14 protein-coding genes are annotated in these 19575 nt (G+C 73.4%); 1 reads left to right on the forward strand and 13 read right to left on the reverse strand.

The window, feature by feature from the left end:
• Window positions 1–281 precede the first annotated feature (281 nt).
• The 12 genes from CHC11_RS00085 to CHC11_RS00140 form a co-directional block, all read right to left on the reverse strand.
• On the reverse strand, window positions 282–3386 hold the full coding sequence (locus CHC11_RS00085; protein ID WP_089309480.1) for a ribonuclease E/G: 3105 nt from the start codon (window positions 3384–3386) through the stop codon (window positions 282–284).
• 203 nt (window positions 3387–3589) lie between these two features.
• Entirely contained in the window at window positions 3590–4447 is an 858-nt protein-coding gene (locus tag CHC11_RS00090) for a TIGR03936 family radical SAM-associated protein (protein WP_089309481.1), read from the reverse strand.
• Window positions 4448–4596: 149 nt separating this feature from the next.
• Window positions 4597–6519, reverse strand: a complete 1923-nt coding sequence (locus tag CHC11_RS00095; RefSeq protein ID WP_089309482.1) for a TIGR03960 family B12-binding radical SAM protein — start codon at window positions 6517–6519, stop codon at window positions 4597–4599.
• A 60-nt stretch (window positions 6520–6579) separates the two neighbouring features.
• On the reverse strand, window positions 6580–7764 hold the full coding sequence (gene rodA / locus CHC11_RS00100) for a rod shape-determining protein RodA (RefSeq protein ID WP_089309483.1): 1185 nt from the start codon (window positions 7762–7764) through the stop codon (window positions 6580–6582).
• Between the two features lie 37 nt (window positions 7765–7801).
• Window positions 7802–9874 (reverse strand): penicillin-binding protein 2, encoded by a 2073-nt coding sequence (gene mrdA / locus CHC11_RS00105; RefSeq protein WP_089309484.1) that lies wholly within the window; start codon window positions 9872–9874, stop codon window positions 7802–7804.
• Complete coding sequence (mreD, locus tag CHC11_RS00110; protein ID WP_089309485.1) at window positions 9871–10470, reverse strand: rod shape-determining protein MreD; 600 nt, start codon at window positions 10468–10470, stop codon at window positions 9871–9873. The genes mrdA and mreD overlap by 4 nt, the downstream gene beginning before the upstream one ends.
• A 1-nt stretch (window position 10471) precedes the next feature.
• Complete coding sequence (mreC, locus tag CHC11_RS00115; protein ID WP_089309486.1) at window positions 10472–11461, reverse strand: rod shape-determining protein MreC; 990 nt, start codon at window positions 11459–11461, stop codon at window positions 10472–10474.
• A 142-nt stretch (window positions 11462–11603) separates the two neighbouring features.
• Complete coding sequence (locus CHC11_RS00120; protein WP_089309487.1) at window positions 11604–12638, reverse strand: rod shape-determining protein; 1035 nt, start codon at window positions 12636–12638, stop codon at window positions 11604–11606.
• 852 nt (window positions 12639–13490) lie between these two features.
• The gene (gene ndk, locus CHC11_RS00125; protein ID WP_089309488.1) at window positions 13491–13898 is read right to left on the reverse strand and encodes a nucleoside-diphosphate kinase; all 408 of its coding nucleotides are present in this window, start codon (window positions 13896–13898) and stop codon (window positions 13491–13493) included.
• A gap of 45 nt (window positions 13899–13943) precedes the next feature.
• Window positions 13944–15446 (reverse strand): hypothetical protein, encoded by a 1503-nt coding sequence (locus CHC11_RS00130; RefSeq protein ID WP_089309489.1) that lies wholly within the window; start codon window positions 15444–15446, stop codon window positions 13944–13946.
• A 124-nt stretch (window positions 15447–15570) separates the two neighbouring features.
• On the reverse strand, window positions 15571–15915 hold the full coding sequence (locus tag CHC11_RS00135; protein WP_089310234.1) for a DUF4233 domain-containing protein: 345 nt from the start codon (window positions 15913–15915) through the stop codon (window positions 15571–15573).
• 5 nt (window positions 15916–15920) lie between these two features.
• Entirely contained in the window at window positions 15921–17291 is a 1371-nt protein-coding gene (locus CHC11_RS00140; protein WP_089310235.1) for a bifunctional folylpolyglutamate synthase/dihydrofolate synthase, read from the reverse strand.
• A 107-nt stretch (window positions 17292–17398) separates the two neighbouring features.
• Here CHC11_RS00140 and CHC11_RS00145 point away from each other — a divergent pair, with 107 nt between their 5' ends.
• Window positions 17399–18601 (forward strand): folylpolyglutamate synthase/dihydrofolate synthase family protein, encoded by a 1203-nt coding sequence (locus CHC11_RS00145; protein WP_089309490.1) that lies wholly within the window; start codon window positions 17399–17401, stop codon window positions 18599–18601.
• Here CHC11_RS00145 and CHC11_RS00150 read toward each other — a convergent pair.
• Window positions 18573–19553 carry a hypothetical protein gene (locus CHC11_RS00150; RefSeq protein WP_089309491.1) on the reverse strand — a complete coding sequence of 327 codons (981 nt, stop codon included), beginning with the start codon at window positions 19551–19553 and terminating at the stop codon, window positions 18573–18575. The two genes, CHC11_RS00145 and CHC11_RS00150, sit on opposite strands and share 29 nt — an antisense overlap.
• Window positions 19554–19575: the final 22 nt, after the last annotated feature.

Below are 19575 nucleotides of genomic sequence, written 5' to 3' on the forward strand. Positions count from 1 at the left end.
AACCCTTCGTCTGCGCGCGCTTCCGGAGTGAACCGGCCCCACGCGTGGCTACCCAGCCCCCGGACGGGGGCCTACCCCCGGCACCGGGCCGAGAGCGGCACACCAGGAAACCTGGCGCTCTCTGCTTTGCCCCACCGGATCGATGGGGTGAGCACCGAACGATCCCCGAACGGGGCTCGCGGTGCGGATTCGGGCGACGCGCCGAAAGCGCGCCGAAGGTCAAGGGTACCGGATGCCCTGGCCGGAACGCGAACGCGTCCGGCCAGGGCCCCGGCCTCGTGTCAGTCCGAGGACTCGCCGCCGTCGGCGGCCTGCGCCGCCGCCGCGCGGGGGCGGCGGGCGCGGCGCCGGCGGGCGGGTTCGGTGCCGTCCTGGTCGCCCGCGGGCGCGGAGCCGTTTGAATCGCCGGCGGCCACCTCGGTGCCGTTCAGCTCGCCCGCGGGCTCGGCGCCGTTCGGGCCGACCGGCACCGGCTCGGCGGAGTCCAGGGCGCCCGGTGCGGTGTCGGCGGCCTCCTCGGCGGCGTCGGCGGCCTCCACGGCGGCCTGCGCCGGGGCCTCGTCGATCTCGGGCGGCGGGCCGGCCGGCCGCTTGGCGGGCCGGGACCTCTTCGGCCGCGAGCGGACCGGCTCGGGCGGGGCCTCCACGACCGGCGCCGCCTCGGAGGCGGACTCCCGCGCGGGCTCCTGCGCGGCCTCCTGCGCGGCCTCCTTGGGCTTGGCCTCGTGCCGGGACAGCTTCTCCTCGACGGCCTTCTCGACCTCGCCCTTGCGCTTGCGGCGGCGCCCGGACTCCTTGCCGGCCGCCTTCTCCGCCTTCGGCTCGACCGGCGTCAGGTGGACGTGGACGCCGCGGCCGTTGCAGGACTCGCAGGTCTCCGAGAACGCCTCCAGCAGCCCCTGGCCGACCCGCTTGCGGGTCATCTGCACCAGTCCGAGCGAGGTGACCTCGGCGACCTGGTGCTTGGTACGGTCCCGCGACAGGCACTCCACGAGGCGGCGCAGCACCAGGTCACGGTTGCTCTCCAGCACCATGTCGATGAAGTCCATCACGATGATGCCGCCGATGTCGCGGAGCCGGAGCTGGCGGACGATCTCCTCGGCCGCCTCCAGGTTGTTGCGGGTGACGGTCTCCTCCAGGTTGCCGCCCTGCCCGGTGAACTTGCCGGTGTTGACGTCGATGACCGTCATCGCCTCAGTACGGTCGATGACCAGGGAGCCGCCGGACGGCAGCCAGACCTTGCGGTCCAGCGCCTTGGCGAGCTGCTCGTCGATGCGGTACTCCGCCAGGGCGTCCTGGTCGCCGGCCCAGCGCTCGACGCGGTCGGCCAGATGCGGGGCGACGTACTGGACGTAGTCGGAGACGGTTTCCCATGCCTCGGCGCCGGCCACCACGAGCTTGGAGAAGTCCTCGTTGAAGATGTCGCGGACGACCCGGATCGTCAGGTCGGGCTCGCCGTAGAGCAGGGACGGCGCCGAGGCCGTCTTGACCTTCTTCTGGATGCTGTCCCACTGGGCGGCCAGGCGCGAGACGTCACGGGCGAGCTCCTCCTCGGTCGCCCCCTCGGCCGCGGTCCGCACGATCACGCCGGCGTGATCCGGCATGACCCTCTTCAGGATCGACTTGAGGCGGCTGCGCTCCTTGTCGGGCAGCTTGCGGCTGATGCCGGTCATCGAGCCGTCCGGCACGTAGACCAGGTACCGGCCGGGCAGGGAGACCTGGCTGGTCAGCCGGGCGCCCTTGTGACCGAGGGGGTCCTTGGTGACCTGGACGAGCACCGACTGGCCGGACTTCAGCGCCGACTCGATGCGGCGGGGCTGGCCCTCCAGCCCGGAGGCGTCCCAGTTGACCTCGCCCGCGTACAGCACGGCGTTGCGGCCCTTGCCGATGTCGACGAACGCCGCCTCCATCGACGGCAGGACGTTCTGGACCTTGCCGAGGTAGACGTTGCCGACGTACGACTGGTGCGTCGCGCGGTTGACGTAGTGCTCGACGAGCACGTCGTCCTCCAGGACGGCGATCTGGGTGCGCTCGCCCTCCTGCCGGACCACCATGACCCGCTCGACGGCCTCGCGGCGGGCCAGGAACTCCGCCTCGGTGATCACCGGCGGGCGGCGGCGGCCCTGCTCTCGGCCTTCGCGGCGGCGCTGCTTCTTGGCCTCCAGGCGGGTCGAGCCCCGCACGGACTGGACCTCGTCCTCGGCGGCGGCGCGCTCCTCGCGGGCCGTGCGGACGTGGACGACGGTGTTCGGCGGGTCGTCGGTGCCGCCGGTCTCGCCGTCGGCCCCGGTACGGCGCCGGCGGCGGCGACGGCGACGGCTCGTCCCGCCCTCTCCGTCGTCCTCCTCGCCCTCGGCGGCCCCCTGCTCGGGCTCCTCGGCCTTGGGCTCCTTGTCCTGCTCCTTGTCCTTGGCCTTGGACGCCTTGGCGCCCTTCGCGGCCTTGCCCTTGGCAGCCCTGGCGGCCCTGGCGGGCTTGGCGGGCTGCTCCTCCTTGGGCTCCTCCGCCTCGACCTCGGCCTCGACGTCGGTGTCGTCGTCCTCGTCCTCGGCGCCCTCCTTGCCGCCCCGGCCCCGCCCGCGGCCGCCGCGACGGCGGCGACGGCGGGACGGGCGGTCCTCGGAGTCGTCCTCGTCCGCCGGCCCGTGGTCCTGGTCGTCCTCGTCGGCGTCCTGCACGGCGGGCTCGGCCTCGGCGGCCTTCGGCCGGGCGGGCGCCTCGGCCTTGGGCTGCGGCGGCTGGAAGACGACCATCGGGGGCTGGAACGTCACGCCGGGGACGCCGACGCCGCTCGCGGGCTCGGTCTCCGACACCTGCTCGGTGGTCGGCACCTCCCCGGCGACCGGGACGGCGGGGACCTGCGGCACGGACGGGACCTCGGCGGCCTTGGCGGAGCGGCGGCGGGTCCTGGTGCGGGGCGCCGGCTCCTCTTCGGCGGGCTGCTCGGCGGAGGCGGCCTCCGGCTCGGCGGCGGGGGCGGCCTCCGGCTGCTCGGCGGGGGCCTCGGGCGAGGTCTCGGCGCCGGTCATCGGGACGGGCTCGGCCGTCTCGGCGGCGGCCTTCGTGCTCTTGCGCGCGCGGGTCCGGGTCCGCTTCGGCGGCTCGGCCTCCTCGGCGGGCGCGGGCTGCTCGGCGGGCGCGGGCTGCTCGGCGGAGGCGGCCTCCGGCTTGGCGGGGGCCTCGGCGGAGGCCTCGTCCGCGTCGGGCGGCGGGCCGGCGGGCCGGCTCGCCCGGCGCGGACGCGACGTCACGCCCGTGACCTCGCTCTGAGCGTTCCGGCTCTGCGCACTCTCGGTCTGCGCACTCTCGGTCTGCGCGGTCCCGTCGTCAACGGTCCCGTCGTCGGCGCCTTCGGCCGTGGCCGCATCGGCTTCGTTCTCAAGCATCCGGGCAATCTCCCGTCAGGCTCCCGGGCGCGTCCGCCCGTCCCGCCAAAGGCGGAACGATGCGGTGCGCCGCACGAGAGCACCTCGTCAGTCGGTGCCGTCACCGCCGGACGGTAATCCGGCCATGACGACGAAGTCGTCGGGGGTGCGCCTTCCGTACCCTGCGGAACCGGTTCCGTGCCTCCACGGCTTCGGTTCCACGGTCAGGCGCTGACGGCATCCACGCTCGTGGTGTCCCCGGACCGCGGCCGCTCATGGCTGCGCGCCGTCCCGGCGTCGTCGCCGGGCGGCAGGCCGGTCTCCCGGTCGGGATCCAGGGGATCCGCGAGACCACCGGTGTCCGCGTCGAGGGGCCCCTGCGCCAGCCTGGTCACCAGCGGCGGTGACGGCGGCGCGAGGTCGGCGACCTGGCGCAGTCCGGTGAGGATGTCGTCGGGTCGAACGGCGGGTGTGGAATGCCGAACAACCATTCGAAGTATGGCACAAGGGGCATCCGCCGTCTCGGCGGCACGCCGGTCCAGCTCGCAGACGGACACGGCGGCACGCACATCGAAACGGCGCCGTCCCTTCTTCGTGAGGCGTTCCACCTCGATGTTCTCGGCGCCCATGAAGGCGGCCACGGCCGCGGCGGCGTCGCTTTCGGCGACGCCGTCCAGCCGGATCCGCCATTCGGACGCCTCGAGCCGATCGGTGAACGCGCCCGGCTTCACCGGGGCGCCGCCGTGTCCCGCCCGTACCGGCACGACGTCCAGGACGTCGAGTCCGGGGGGCAGGGCCGCGTCGAGATCGGCTCGCACCCGCGCAGGGTCGCGGGTCTCGGTGAGCCCGAGTTCGAGGTATTCGGCCTCACTGGCCACCCCTGTCGCCGCCGCACCCGCATACGAGATCTTCGGGTGGGGGGTGAATCCGGCGCTGAACGCGACAGGGATCCCGGCGCGCCGTACGGCGCGTTCCACGGCCCGGGAAATGTCGCGATGGCTCGTGAACCGCAACCGGCCCCGCTTGGCGTAGCGGACGCGCAGTCGCTGGGTCACGGGGGCCGGCGCCGGACCCTCCGGCATGGGTGCCAGGGTTCTGGTCCTTCCTACTCGTGTCGAGTCGAAATAAAGGTCTCCCTATAGAGTACGGGGCGCCGGGCCCGGTTCCGCCAGGCACCGCCCCCGTAAGCCCGGAACCCTTGCAGCTCAAGGGACGACACGGCCGAATCCGGTTAGACCACGTTCAGCGGGAGCAACTTCCGGCCGGTCGGACCGATCTGGATCTCGGTCCCCATCGTGGGGCAGACGCCGCAGTCGTAGCACGGCGTCCAGCGGCAGTCCTCGACCTCGGTCTCGTCGACGGCGTCCTGCCAGTCCTGCCAGAGCCACTCGCGGTCGAGGCCCGCGTCGAGGTGGTCCCAGGGCAGCACCTCGACCTCCTCGCGCTCCCGGACGGTGTACCAGGCGAGGTCGACGGGCTCCCCCGCCAGGGCCTTCTCGGCGCAGGCCGTCCAGCGCTCGTAGGAGAAGTGCTCGCTCCAGCCGTCGAAGCGGCCGCCGTCCTCCCAGACGGCGCGGATGACCTTGCCGACGCGCCGGTCGCCGCGCGACAGCAGGCCCTCGACGATCGACGGCTGGCCGTCGTGGTAGCGCAGGCCGATGGCGCGCCCGTACTCCTTGTCGCCGCGCAGGGCGTCCTTGAGGGCGCGCAGGCGGCGGTCGACGGTCTCGTGGTCGCACTGCGCGGCCCACTGGAACGGCGTGTGCGGCTTCGGCACGAATCCGCCGATGGACACGGTGCAGCGGATGTCCCTGCGGCCGGTGGCGTCCCGCCCGGCCTTGATGACCCGCTTGGCCATGTCGGCGATGGCGAGGACGTCCTCGTCCTCCTCGGTGGGCAGGCCGCACATGAAGTACAGCTTGACCTGCCGCCAGCCGTTCTCGTAGGCGGTGCTGACCGTGCGGATCAGGTCGTCCTCGGTGACCATCTTGTTGATCACCTTGCGCATCCGCTCGGAGCCGCCCTCCGGCGCGAACGTCAGGCCGGAGCGGCGGCCGCCGCGGGAGAACTCGTTGGCGAGCGTGATGTTGAAGGCGTCCACCCGCGTGGACGGCAGCGACAGCGAGGTGTTGGTGCCCTCGTAGCGGTCGGCCAGGCCCTTGGCGACGTCGCCGATCTCGCTGTGGTCGGCACTGGACAGGCTCAGCAGCCCGACCTCCTGGAAGCCGGACTCCGTGAGCCCCTGCTCCACCATGTCGCCGATCGTGGTGATCGACCGCTCCCGCACCGGGCGCGTGATCATTCCGGCCTGGCAGAACCGGCAGCCGCGGGTGCAGCCGCGGAAGATCTCCACGCTGAACCGCTCGTGCACGGTCTCGGCGAGCGGGACCAGGGGCTTCTTCGGGTACGGCCACTGGTCGAGGTCCATGACGGTGTGCTTCTCGATCCGCCACGGGACGCCCGGACGGTTCGGCGCGACCCGCTGGATGCGGCCGTCTGGCAGGTAGGTCACGTCGTAGAAGCGCGGCACGTACACGCCGCCGGACGCCGCGAGGCGCAGGAGCAGACCGTCCCGTCCGCCGGGCCGGCCCTCGGCCTTCCACTCGCGGACGACCTCGGTGATGCCGAGCGCGATCTCCTCGCCGTCGCCGAGGACGGCGGCGTCGACGAAGTCGGCGATCGGCTCGGGGTTGAACGCGGCGTGCCCGCCCGCGACCACGATCGGGTGGTCGCCGGTGCGGTCGGCGGCCTCCAGGGGGATGCCGGCGAGGTCGAGCGCCGTCAGCAGGTTGGTGTAGCCGAGTTCGGTGGAGAACGACACGCCGAACACGTCGAAGGCGGCGACCGGCCGGTGCGCGTCGACGGTGAACTGCGGGATGCCGTGCTCCCGCATGACGGCCTCCATGTCGGGCCACACCGAGTACGTCCGCTCGGCGAGCACGCCGTCGCGCTCGTTGAGGATCTCGTAGAGGATCTGGACGCCCTGGTTCGGCAGCCCCACCTCGTAGGCGTCCGGGTACATCAGCGCCCACCGGACCGCGGTCTCGTCCCAGTCCTTGAGCTGGGAGTTCAGCTCGCCGCCAACGTACTGAATCGGCTTCTGCACGCTCGGGAGCAGCGGCTCCAGGCGCGGGAAGAGCGACTCGACCGGCATGACGGAACCCTCCGTACGGGGGATGTGGGACGAACGTCCAGCCTACGCGGTCGCCGGTCGCTAATCGAACGGGCGGCGGCGCACGTGGACGGCCTGCAGCAGGCCGAACGCGATCATGTTCGCGAACGTCGCGGATCCGCCGTAGGACACGAACGGCAGCGGCAGCCCGGTGATCGGCATGATCCCGATCGTCATCCCGACGTTCTCGAACGTCTGGAACCCCAGCCAGCACACGACGCCGGTGGCGACGAGCGTCCCGAACAGGTCGGCGGCCTGGGTGGCGATGCGCAGTCCGCGCCACAGCACCACGCCGAGCAGCGCGATGATGACGGCGGCGCCGACGAAGCCGAGCTCCTCCCCCGCCACCGTGAAGATGAAGTCGGTCTGCTGCTCGGGGACGAAGTGGCCGCCGGTCTGCTCGCCGTGGAACAGGCCCTTGCCGAACGCCCCGCCCGACCCGATCGCGATGCGGGCCTGCTGGGCGTTGTAGCCGGCGCCGCGCGGGTCGGCCTCGGGGTTCAGGAACGCGGTGAACCGGGCGATCTGGTACGCCTTCAGCAGCCCGAAGAAGTACACGGCGGCGCCCGCGGCGACGCCTCCGCCGACCAGCCCGGCGAGCCAGCGCTTCTGCGCCCCGGAGATCGCCAGCATGCCGAGCACCACCGCGATGAACACCAGCGTGGTGCCGAGGTCGGGCTGCAGCATGATCAGCACGCCGGGCACCCCGGCGAGCACGAGCGCGAGCAGCACGTCCCGCCGGCCCGGGCCGATCTCCCCGTCGCGCGGCTCGCCGAGGATCATCGCCAGCAGCACCACGAGCCCGACCTTCGCGAACTCCGACGGCTGCACCTGGAACCCGCCGCCGACCACGATCCACGAGTGCGAGCCGTTGATCGTCGAGCCGAGCGGGGTCAGCACGGCCAGCAGCCCCACGCACGCCAGCCCGTACAGGATGGGGACGTAGGCGCGCAGGAGCCGGTAGTCCAGCACGGTGACCAGGCCGCCCAGCAGGAACCCGATGACCAGGTTCAGGATGTGCCGCTTGAGGAAGCCCTCGGGGTCCTTGCCCTGCTCGGTCAGCAGGTGGAAGGTCGCCGAGCGCACCAGGAGCGCGCCCACCGCCGACAGCGCCAGCACGGCCAGCAGCATCGGCAGGTCGAGCCGGCGCAGCCCGGCGAGCCTGCTGGTCCACGACCGGTGCGAGGCATAGGCGTCGACGCTGCCGACCCCGGAACCTGTGATCATGAGGCGAGTCCCGCCGCGAGCGCGTCGCTCAGCCGGTTCACGGGGCGGCCCCCTCGGCGGGCATCCGCGGCAGCTCGGACGGGAGCCTTCCGTCCTGGAGGATGGCCTTGCGGTCCTTCGTCCCGTACATGGCCTCCCAGATCTCCCGGACGGCCGGCGCGGACGTCTGCGCGCCCTGCCCGCCCTGGGACACCATCGCGACCACCGCGAAGCGCGGCTTGTCCACCGGGCCGAACGAGGCGAACCAGGACGTGTCCTGCTTGCCGTAGACCTCCGCGGTTCCGGTCTTGCCGCCGACGTCGACGCGCTTGAAGTCGAAGCCGTTGAACGCCCCGGACGCCGTGCCGCTCTTGGTGACCTCCGCGAGCGACTCGCGGATGTACTTGAGCACCTTGCCGTCGACCGGCACCTTGCGCGCGGGCGGCGCGTCGATCCGGCGGACGATCGAGCCGTCGGGACGCACGACCGCGACGCCGAGCCGCGGGGTCGGCAGCCTGCCGCCGTTCGCCACGGCCGAGTACGCGCGGACGAGTTGCAGCGGGGTCACCAGGACGTCGCCCTGCCCGACCGAGAAGTTCGCCGCGTCACCGGGGCGCCAGACGTAGCCCTCGGTGCAGTTCTCCGTCGCGACGGCCTTCAGGTAGGCGGCGCGGGCCGGGTCGGTCTTGGCGACCTCCGGGTAGCCCTCCTTGGCGCCCTTGCAGTTGGAGGCCTTGGTGACGTCCCAGAAGTCCTTCTTCCAGCCCCGGTCCGGGATGCGGCCCTCGCTCTCGCTGGGCAGGTCGATGCCGGTGCGCGACCCGAACCCGTAGTCGCGGGCCATCTTCACCATCGGGTCGGAGGGGTTCTTCTTCGGCTTCATCCCGCCGTCGCGCTGCCACTCCTGGTAGGCGAACCGGTAGAAGATCGTGTCGCAGGACTTGACGAGCGCCGTGTGCAGCGACATCGCCCCGAGCGTTTCGCCCTCGAAGTTGCGGAACGCGCGGTTGCCGACGTTGTAGGAGCCGGGGCAGTCGTAGGTGCCGGTCAGGCTGTTGCCGTCCTTCACCGCGGCGGACACCGAGGAGATCTTGAAGGTGGAGCCGGGCGCGAACTGCCCCTGGGTGACCCGGGAGATCAGCGGCTCGCCCTGCTTCTTGCCGAGCAGCGCCTCGTACTCGTCCTGGGAGATGCCGCCGGTCCAGATGCCGGGGTCGTAGGTCGGGTAGCTCGCCATCGCGATCATCCGCCCGGTGCGCACGTCCATCACGACCGCGGCGCCGGCGTCGGCGGGGCGCCCCTGCTTGCGCGCGCCGTCGATCGCGTGCTTGAGCGCGTTCTCCGCCGCGCCCTGCACACCGGCGTCGATGCTGGTGACGAGGTTGCCGCCGGCGGTCGGGGGCTGCTCCTGCGCGGTGCCGGTGACGCGGCCCTGGCTGTCGACCAGGACCTTGCGGAAGCCCGGCTCGCCGCTCAGCGCCGAGTCGTACTGCGCCTCCAGGCCGTCGCGCCCGACGAGGTCGACGCCGCTGTAGCCGGTGACCTTGAGGCCCTTGCGCTTGTCGAGCTCGTCCTGCGTGACGGGCTGGAGGTAGCCGAGCAGCTGCGCGGGACGCGCGCCCTCCGGCTCGGGGTAGTCGCGGACGGCCTGGACCTGCGCGGTGATCCCGGGGAAGTCCTCCTGCCGCTCCATGATCTGCAGGGCGCGCTTGGGGTCGACATGGTCCTCGACGGGGATCGGCTGGTAGGGAGAGCCGGGCCAGCACGGCCGCTTGATGCCGGGACCGCACAGGCGGATCCGCTTGGACATCTCGTCCTCGGACGTCCCGAGCACGGCGGCGAGCCGCTTCAGCACGGTCTGGCCGCCGTCCTTCTGCCTCGACAGCGTGGTGCGGTCGACCGACACGACGAGGGCGCTGCGGTTGCGCACGAGGGGCCTGCCCCGATCGTCCAGGATCATGCCGCGGGTGGCGGGGACGACGATGTCACGGGTGCGGTTCTCGGCGGCGACCGCCCGGTAGTGCGCGCCCTCCAGGACCTGCAGCGCCCACATCCGCCCGATCAGGACGAGCAGCAGCGCGGCGACGAGCACGTACAGGACGACGAGGCGGAAATGGGTCCGCGGGTTCACAGGGTCCCGCTCCGCCCCGACATCGCGCGGTAGCGGGCGGCGGGCACGGCGAGACGGTCGCCGCGGGCGCGTTCCCCGCGTTCGTACCGGCGGGTGGCGCGCAGCACCGCCCACACCACGAACGGGCTGGCGATGACGTCGTAGAGCACCTGCAGCGGCACCATGCTGGACACGGTCGCCCACTCCGCGCGCGGGTCACCGAGGATCATGCCGGTGCCCGCGTACAGCACGGTCCCCGCGAGCGCGCCGGCGGCGACGGCGAAGAACGGCACCGCGGACTGGCGGTCCATCTCGGCGGACGCGGCGCCGCACAGGTACCCGATGAGGCAGTAGACGAGCGCGTACCGGCCGATGGTGTGGTCGGCGGGCGGGATGATGTCGGCGGCGAGGCCCGCGAGGAACCCGGCCACCATCCCGGTCATCGAGCCCGCGACGAGCGCGAGCGCCACGACGGCCAGCAGCACCAGGTCGGGCTGGACGCCGCCGGGCAGCGGCAGCCGGTTCGCCACCGACACCTGCAGGATCAGCGTCACGACGATCACCACGGCGGTCACCGCGGCGCGGCCGGCCGGCGACGCCTCGGGCGGGTTCAGCACGTCATTCCCCCCGGGTCTGGTTCGTGGACGGGCTCTTCGAGCGGCGCGGCTTCGCCTTCGGGCTCTTGCTCGGCGACGGCGTCGCGGTCGGCGTCGGGGTCGGCGGTGGCGGGGGCTTGGGCGGCAGCACCGCGTCCCGCGGGTCGGTCTTCGGCGGGGCGACCACGACGGCGACGACGTCCAGGCTGGTGAACCGCACGAACGGCCGGACGTAGGCGGTGCGGGTCAGCCCGCTGGTGGACCGCTCGATCCGCTCGACCACGCCGATCGGGACGCCCGGGACGTACGGCTTCTGCCCCTGCGATCCGAGCGTGACGATCCGCTGGCCGACCCTGATCGGCGCGGCGGCGTCCAGCAGCTGGAACCGCAGCGGCGTCGCGCTGCCCCGGCCGAGGCCGCGGCGGCCCCTGCCCTGGGTGATCCCGATCTCCTTGGACTGCTCGAGCCGGGAGCCGATGGAGGACGTCTGGTCGGTGGCTAGCAGGACGGTGGCCGTCGCGGGCCCGACGCGCGTGACGCGGCCGACGAGGCCGTCGGCGCTCATCACGGTCATGTCGGGCCTGACGCCGCTGCGGCTGCCGGCGTCGATGGTGACGGTGTCCTCGAAGCCCTGGCCCGCGGAGATCACCTGCGCGGCGTGGATCTTGTAGCCGCCCATCCCGGCGGTGCCGAGCAGCCTGCGCAGCTGCGCGGACCGGTCCTGGTCGAGGCGGCTGGAGCGCAGCTGCTCGCGCAGCCGCTGGTTCTGCCGCGCGAGCCGGTCGGCGCGGCGCCGCTCGCCCGGCGCGTCGGTGATGGCGTCGAAGGTGTTGCCCACCGGCCGGACGACGGACGCCGACGCCCGCTCCACCGGTCCGAACACCGTCGCGCCGACGCCGCGCAGGCCGCGCAGCGGCGAGTCCTGCCCGCCGCGGTAGTCAATGGTGATCATCGCGAGCGCCACGACCAGCAATGCGCCGAGGACCACGCGGGTACGCCGGGTGTCCTTCACGCACCGACCTCCCGTTCCCTGGTCCGCCGGGAGCCCAGTGCCTCACGAGGGGGGACGCCCCCGCGTCCCCCTCGGCGGACCATGTCCGAATCGGCCCGCCCGCGGGACGACCCCTCACGTCCCCTGGCCGGCCACGTCCGAGTCAGTGCCGCGGCTCCGGCACGAGCACCTGCCGGAGCGACTCGAAGTCCTCGACGCACTTGCCCGTGCCGAGCACCACCGAGTCGAGCGGGTTGTCCACCAGGTGGATGGGCATCCCGGTCTCCTCGCGGAGCCGTTCGTCGAGGTTCTTCAGCAGAGCGCCGCCGCCGGTGAGCGCGATGCCGCGGTCCATGATGTCGCCGGAGAGCTCGGGCGGGCACTTGTCGAGGGTGGTCTTCACCGCGTCCACCACGGCGTTGACCGGTTCCTCGATGGCCCGCCTGACCTCCTCGGCGGAGATCACGACGGTCTTCGGCAGCCCGCTGACGAGGTCGCGGCCCCTGATCTCGGCGTGCGGCTCCTCTTCGCCGCCGGGATAGGCCGACCCGATCGCCATCTTGATCTCCTCCGCGGTGCGTTCCCCGAGCATCAGGGAGTACTCCTTCTTGGAGAAAGCGATCACGGCCTGGTCGAGCTCGTCGCCGCCGACGCGCACCGACTGGCTCGTGACGATCCCGCCGAGCGAGATGATCGCGACCTCGGTGGTGCCGCCGCCGATGTCGACGACCATGTTGCCGGTCGGCTCGTAGACGGGCAGCCCGGCGCCGATCGCGGCGGCCATCGGCTCCTCGATGATGTAGACGCGGCGGGCCCCGGCCTGGTAGCCGGCCTCCTTCACCGCGCGCTGCTCCACCCCGGTGATCCCGCTCGGCACGGCCACGACGATCCGCGGCTTGGCGAAGTGCCGGCGCTTGTGCACCTTCTGGATGAAGTAGCGCAGCATCCGTTCGGTGACGTCGAAGTCGGCGATGACGCCGTCCTTCAGCGGACGGACCGCGACGATGTTGCCCGGTGTGCGGCCGATCATCCGCTTCGCCTCGATGCCCACCGCGACGATCTTCCCGGTATTGGTATTGATCGCCACCACGGAGGGTTCGTTCAGGACGATGCCACGCCCGCGCACGTACACCAGGGTGTTGGCGGTACCGAGATCGACCGCCATGTCACGGCCAAGAAACGACAGCTTGTTACCCATGAAGAAAGGGAGCCCTTCATGATTGACGGGCGTGTATAGCGGCGCGTACATCGTAACGTGCGCTTACCTCTGCGGGCAGTCACCCCCGCGCCGCGCGTCGCGAAAAAAACGCGTCCTGACCAGCCCGGTTTTCCATAAAGAGAACCCGGCGGACTGACCCGGCGGCCGGTCGGCCAAAGACGCGCGGCGCCCACGGCAGGCCCGACGCCACCGGGTATCCGAGGATCTTAGGGGGTTTCCCCCGGCCCGACACAGCCCTCCGCCCCACACGGTTCGGCTCGCGCCGCAACACCGCCCCGCACGGCCGCAGAAAAGCCGAACCCCGGGACGTGGATCTACCGGCTCATGAAGGGGACCCGGATACTGCAGGGCCAGCCCTTACTCGGCCACAAGCCGGTTCTGGGACGAGCGGCGACCTGCCGCTCCCGGACGCAACGAGGCCGATTCTCGGATGAGGAAACATCAAGCCCTCCCGGACCGAACCTCAGCCGGGCGCACGGTCAGGCGCTCGAAGCAAGCGCAACGAGCGCAACGCGCGCAACGCGCCTACCGTGCCCGGTTGAGCTTCCTATCCCCAGTGGGTGCGAACCGCGCTGACGCCCTTGGAGTGAACCGGGGCCGGGGGCGCGGGTCGGGCGGCCGGAAGGCGCTCTGGCGCCTGGAGGTCGCCCGACCCGTCGAGCCGGGCGACCGCAGCGACACGACGACAACCCGCACGGGCACCGAAACCCGCACCGTGGCGTGAGGATCGCCCGGCTCGCAACGGGGGTTCCAGGGGGTCGCCCCCCTGGGAAGACACCGCCCGGCTCGCAATGGGGGTTCCAGGGGGTCGCCCCCCTGGGAGACACACCACTACACCTCGGGGAAGAAGAGCTTGATCTCGCGCTCGGCGGAGTAGGTGGAGTCGGAGCCGTGGACGATGTTCTCGCCGATTTCCAGGGCGAAGTCGCCGCGGATGGTGCCGGGGGTGGCGCTGACCGGGTCGGTGGCGCCGGCGAGGGAGCGGAACGCCTCGATGGCGCGCGGGCCCTCCACGACCATGGCGACGAGGGGGCCGCCGGTGATGAAGTCGACCAGTTCGCCGAAGAACGGCTTGCTGGCGTGCTCCTCGTAGTGCGCCTCGGCGGTCTCGCGGGCGAGGGTGCGCAGTTCCAGCGCGACGAGCTTCAGGCCCTTGCGCTCGATCCGGGAGATGACCTCGCCGACGACGCCGCGGCGAACGCCGTCGGGCTTGACCAGGACAAGAGTGCGCTCGGACACGGGAGTTTCTCCTAGGGGATCTCGGATTCGGTAAGCGCGCGAATCCTACCCGGCTCCGGGGTCCGCGGCGGCATTCCCGGGGAGCCGCGCGGCGCGGGCGCGCGGCTTCGCGGCGCGTCCGGCGCACAGGCGGGCGGTGGCTCCGGCGAGCAGCACGGCGGCCGCCCCGGCGAGGGCCAGCCAGATGCGGTAGCCCTCCAGCAGCGCGTGCACATGCTGGGCGTCGGTGACCGGACGCGTCCGCTCCAGCCGCGCCGCCTGCAACGACAGGACGAGCAGCTGCCCGGCCAGCGCCGCGGGGAAGCACAGCGACAGGCCGAACAGCGCGGCGCCCACTCTCGCGTCCCGGAGCGAGGCGGCGAGGGCCAGTCCCGCGCCGGCGCCGAGGGGGACGAGGGGGGCGAGCAGCGCCCAGCGGCCGAGGACGCCGCCCGCGAGGCCGAGCGGGACGGCGGCGACCATGAGGATGTAGCCGGTGCGGACGGCGCCGCGCGTCCCGGCGCGGGTGGCCGCGAGCGCCGCCGCGAGGGCGGCGGCGGCCGCCACGGCGAACGGGAGCAGCGGCGGGCCGCCGGTCCCCGCTCCGGCGGCGGCGATCCCGGCGAGCGGGCCCGCGACGGGCTGGCAGAGCAGGCCGACGGCGATCATGACGACCACGCCGCCGGACGGCCCGCCCGCGGCCGCGTCCCGCCCGCCGGCGAAGGCGAGGCCGGCCAGAGCGAGCAGCGTGAGCCCCGCGAGGAGGAGCCGCGCGCCGGGCGACCAGCCGTGCGCCGCGACGACGGCGAGGAACGCGAAGCCGCCCGCGGGGGCGAGCACGAGGAGCAGCCCGCCGCGCTCGGTGCGCCGGGGCGCGGACGGCCGGCGGTGGCGGCGTCCGCGCAGGAGGGGGTGGGCGAGCGCGGCTCCTGCGGCGGCGACGGCGAGCAGCGGGCAGGGCGCGAGCGCGACGCGCCAGTCGTGGACGGCGGTGCCGTCGGCGGGCACGGGGGCGGCCTTCAGCGCCAGCGGCATCGCGAGGATCAGCGCGCCCGCGAGGGCTCCGGCCCAGGCGGCCGACAGGGCGCCGTTCCGGCGTTCCCACACCAGGACGAGGCTCGCGGGCAGCACGATGCCCGCCCCGACGCCCTGGAGGGCTCGGACCGTCCCGATGTCAGGCAGCGAGTCGGCGAGACGGGCGGCGAGGACGCCCGCGAGCAGCACCGCGAGGCCCGCCATGAGCACGCCCCACGCGGGGAGCCGGCGGGCGGCGACGGCGGCGAGCGGCACCGTGACCAGCAGGGCGGGCAGGGACAGGCCGGTGGCGCGCAGCAGCCCGGGGATCTCGGCGTCGCCGAGCGCGAGGGCGCTCGCGGCGGCCGGGACGACGTCGCCGGACGCGTCGGGCACCACCAGGACGGCCGCGGGCAGCGCGGTGAACGTCAGCAGCAGCGCGCCGAGCGTCGCGAGCCGCCGCCGGGCGGCGCCCTCGGAGAGGCGCGCCGGAGGCCCTGCGGGCCGCGGGCCGGCGAGTTCGCCGGGCGGGTGTTCGCGTGCGTGGGAGGACACGGCGTGCTCCTTAGGACGTCGTCATCCGCCGCACGCACATTTCCCAAAAAGGAAAAATGTCCAAATAAGATGATGATGGGAATAGGCGAGGATCGGCGGACGCAATGGTGCCGTCCCCGCGAACCTAGCGCGGCGGAGCGCCGCCCACCTTGCGTCCCAGCCAAATGGCCGTGCCCCAAAGCGCCCCGAACACGACACCGAGGAAGAACATGGCCGGCACCATGAACCCGGTCGCGATGATCAGCACCTGCAGGACCGTGCCCGCGGGGACCGCCCACGGGAAGCGCAGCAGACCGGCCAGCACCACGCACGCGACGGCCAGCCCCCCGCACACGCCGCCGGCGGTCGCGCCGTCCACGTCCAGGACCGTCACCGCCACCGGGATCGCGAGCGCGATCACGATGGCCTCGCACGCCAGCACCGTGGCGAACAGCCTGCGCGCCGGGTTCGCGGACGCCCGCGCGCTCATGCCCGTCACCGGCCTTCCCCGACGCGCAGCAGGGTGCGGGCGTCGCCCGCGGTGACCACCGAGCCGGTGATCAGCACGCCGGCGCCCCGGTACTCGCCGGTCTCCTCGGCGAGGCCGATCGCCCGGTCGATGGCGTCGTCCAGCCGCTGGACGACATGGACGCGCTCGGCGCCGAAGATCCCCTCGGCGATCTCGGCCAGCTCCTCGGGCGGCATCGAGCGCGCGGAGGAGTTGCGGGTCACCACCAGCTCGGCCAGCACGGGTTCGAGCTGGTCGAGGACACCGGCGACGTCCTTGTCGGCGGCGATGGCGAGGACCCCCGCGAGCCGGGTGAAGCCGAACGACTCGGTGACCGTGGCGACGGTCGCGGCCATCCCGGCGGGGTTGTGCGCCGCGTCCAGCAGGACGGTCGGGCCCGTCCGGGCGACCTCCAGCCGGCCCGGCGAGGCCGACTTGGCGAAGCCGCTGCGGACCAGGGCCGGGTCGAGCTGCCCCTCCTCGCCGCCGAGGAAGGTCTCGCCGGGCGCGACCCGCGTCGCGGCCTCCAGGTTCGGCTCGCCCCGCGTCGGGGCGCCGCCGGCGAACGCCTCCACGGCGGCCAGGGCCGTCGCGGCGTTGCTCGCCTGGTGCTCGCCGAACAGCGGCAGGAAGATCTCGTCGTAGACGCCGTGCAGACCCCGCAGTGAGATCTGCTGGCCGCCGAAGGCGACGTCCCGGCCGAGCACGCCGTACTCGACGCCCTCGCGCGCCGCCGCCGCGCCGGTCTCCACGACCCGCCGCAGCAGCACCTCGGCGGCCTCGACCGGCTGCTGCGACAGCACCGCGATCGCGCCCGGCTTGATGATGCCCGCCTTCTCCCCGGCGATCTGCTCCAGCGTGTCGCCCAGGTAGCCGGTGTGGTCCAGGCCGATCGGCGTGATCACCGCGACGGCGCCGTCGGCGACGTTCGTGGCGTCCCAGGAACCGCCCATGCCGGCCTCGACCACCGCCACGTCGACCGGCGCGTCCGCGAACGCCGCGAAGGCCATCGCGGTGAGCACCTCGAAGAACGACAGCCGGGCCTCGTGCTTGTCGTCGACCAGCTGGAGGTAGGGCAGCACGTCCTCGTACGCCTCGACGAAGCGCTCCTCGCTGATCGGCTCCCCGTCGATCGCGATGCGCTCGCGCAGCGTCGTCAGCTCGGGGCTGGTGTAGAGCCCGGTGCGCAGCCCGCGCTCGCGCAGCAGCGCCTCGACGAGCCGGGCCGTGGTGGACTTGCCGTTCGTCCCGGCGATGTGGATCACCGGGTAGGCGCGGTGCGGCCCGCCCAGGACGTCGACCAGGTCGGCGATCCGGTCGAGGGCGGGGTCGATCTCCCACTCGACCCCGCGCCCCATGATCGCGCCGACGGTGGCCCTGTAATCGGACGGCTCGGATACCTGACTCACGGTCACAGAGCCTACTCGGCGGTGGGCGCGGCTCCGTCCGGGCCCACACTGAAGGCATGGAGGTGTTCTTCCGCGAGTGGGAGCGGCGCGCACCGGGCGAGACCCGCGACGTCGGGCGGGCCCGCGCCCTCGCGGGCGCGCTGGGCCTTCTCGCGCCGGGCGTTCCCGTACTGACCGTCGTCGGCTCCAAGGGCAAGGGGACGGCGGCGACCTACGCGTCGGCCTTCCTCGGGGCCGCCGGGCTCCGCGTGTGCACGGTCACGAGTCCCGGGCTGCGCAGCGATCGTGACCGCATCAGGGTGGACGGCCGCGCCGTCTCCGCCGGGGAACTCGCCTTCCTCGCCGACGTCCTCGGGGAGGCCGCCGCCGCGCTCCCGCCGCCGTCCGGCGGTTACCTGTCGCCGTCGGGGCTCTTCACGATCGCGGGCGTCCTGCACGCGCGCCGCGCCGGTGCCGACGCGCTCGTCCTGGAGGCGGGCATGGGCGGACGGTCGGACGAGGTCGCCCTGTTCCCGCCGGACGTCGCCGCGATCACGCCGGTCTTCCGGGAGCACGCCGGGGTGCTCGGCGACACGGCGGCGGAGATCGCCGAAGAGAAGCTCGGTGTCGCCGGCCCGCGGACGCGCGTCCTGTCGGCGCCGCAGTCGGCCGAGGTCGCGGAGGTGCTCGGCGCCGCGGAGGTCGTCGGGCCCGGGGGAAGCGGGCTTCCCCCGGACCTGCTTCCCGCCGGTCTCGGACGCGCCGCGGCCGAACTCGGCGTGGTCGCCGCCCGCAGCCTCCCCGCAATGGCCGAGCCCCCGGCCGGGGCGGTGCGGGACGTGCTGTCCTCGATCGCCTTGCCCGGCCGCCTGTCCTGGCACGACGTGCCCGGGACGGCCACGCGGCTGCTGGTCGACTCCGCGATCGACCGGGTCGGGGTCGCCGCCGCCCTCGGCGCCGCCCGGGAGGCGTGGGGGACCGTCGACCACGTCGTGGTCTGCCTCCCCGACCACAAGGACCTGGACGGCGCCATCGCCGAGCTGGGCGCGCTGCCCGTGACCGCGGTCCGGCTTCAGCTGCCGCACCTGCGGTTCACCCGCGCCCTGCCGCCCCGCTGGGACGTGGTCGGGTCCGCCGCCATCACACCCGAGTCGCTCGCGACGCTCGGGCACCGCGTGGTCGTGCTCGGCACGGTCTACTTCACCGGGCTCGTCCTGGGCGCGGTGGGCGCCGACACCGAGCGCCTCTACGTCACTTCGGCTTCTCGACGTCCTTCCTGATGCGGTGCATCAGGTCGGCCAGCAGGGGGAACTGCGGGTTCACCGTGGGCCGGTTGGACGCGACGACGCCGAAGGAGTCCTTGGTCGCCCACGCGCAGTAGGTGTGGGTCTCGGCGAGGACGGCGAACGTGCCGCACACCGCCTTGCCGCCCCTGCGGCCCGGGTCGGCGTCCTGCCCGGCGATGAACGTGGTCGGCTGTATCTTCTGCAGGAAGCCGGACGGATTGCCGATCTGGCCCGTCCCGCCCACGAACAGCAGGTTGACGCTGCGCACCGGCTCCTCGGTGTAGACGGCGAGGCCGCTCTCGGCCACCGGGACACCACCGGCCTCGACCGCGCCCGCCAGGAACGGGTACGCGGCGCTGGCCTGCGGCGAGGTCATCGGATCCTTGTGCAGGCCCCCGGCCACCGGACCCGCTTTGATCACCTTCTTGGACGGCCCGGGGCCGGCCGCGTCCTCGCCGTCCTTGCCGGCGCCGCCGGTCCGCAACGCCAGCGCGCCCGCGACGAACAGCATCCCGGCGACCAGGGCGGCGCCCGCGACCAGCAGCGGCTTCGGCAGGCGCCCGCCGGGCCGGCCCGGCCCGCCGGCCACCGGCGGCAGCGGGCCGGTGCCGTTCGGAAGGACGCCGTGCGGGCCCGTGCCCACGACCGGAAGCGCCCCCGATCCGTTCGCCGAAACGGGCATCGCGTGCGGGCCGGTGCCGTTCCTCGGCATCGCGTACGGGCCTGAGACCTCGCGCAGGGGAGGCATGGCCTGCGGGCCGGTGCCGTTCACCATCGCGTGCGGGCCGGTCCCGTCGCCGATGTCGACCGACCACCAGGGGCGCGCGCTGCCGAAGGGCGCCGGGGCGGCCTCCGGTCCGGGACCGTCCTCGATGACCTGCGCCGCGTCCAGATCGTCGCCGGACGGGGAGTCCGGCGTGCCGGACCGAGGTGGTGAATCGGCCATTGCACTCCCGATAGTTCAAGTA

Source organism: Actinomadura mexicana (genome assembly GCF_900188105.1).
GTDB classification, from domain to species: Bacteria; Actinomycetota; Actinomycetes; order Streptosporangiales; family Streptosporangiaceae; genus Spirillospora; species Spirillospora mexicana.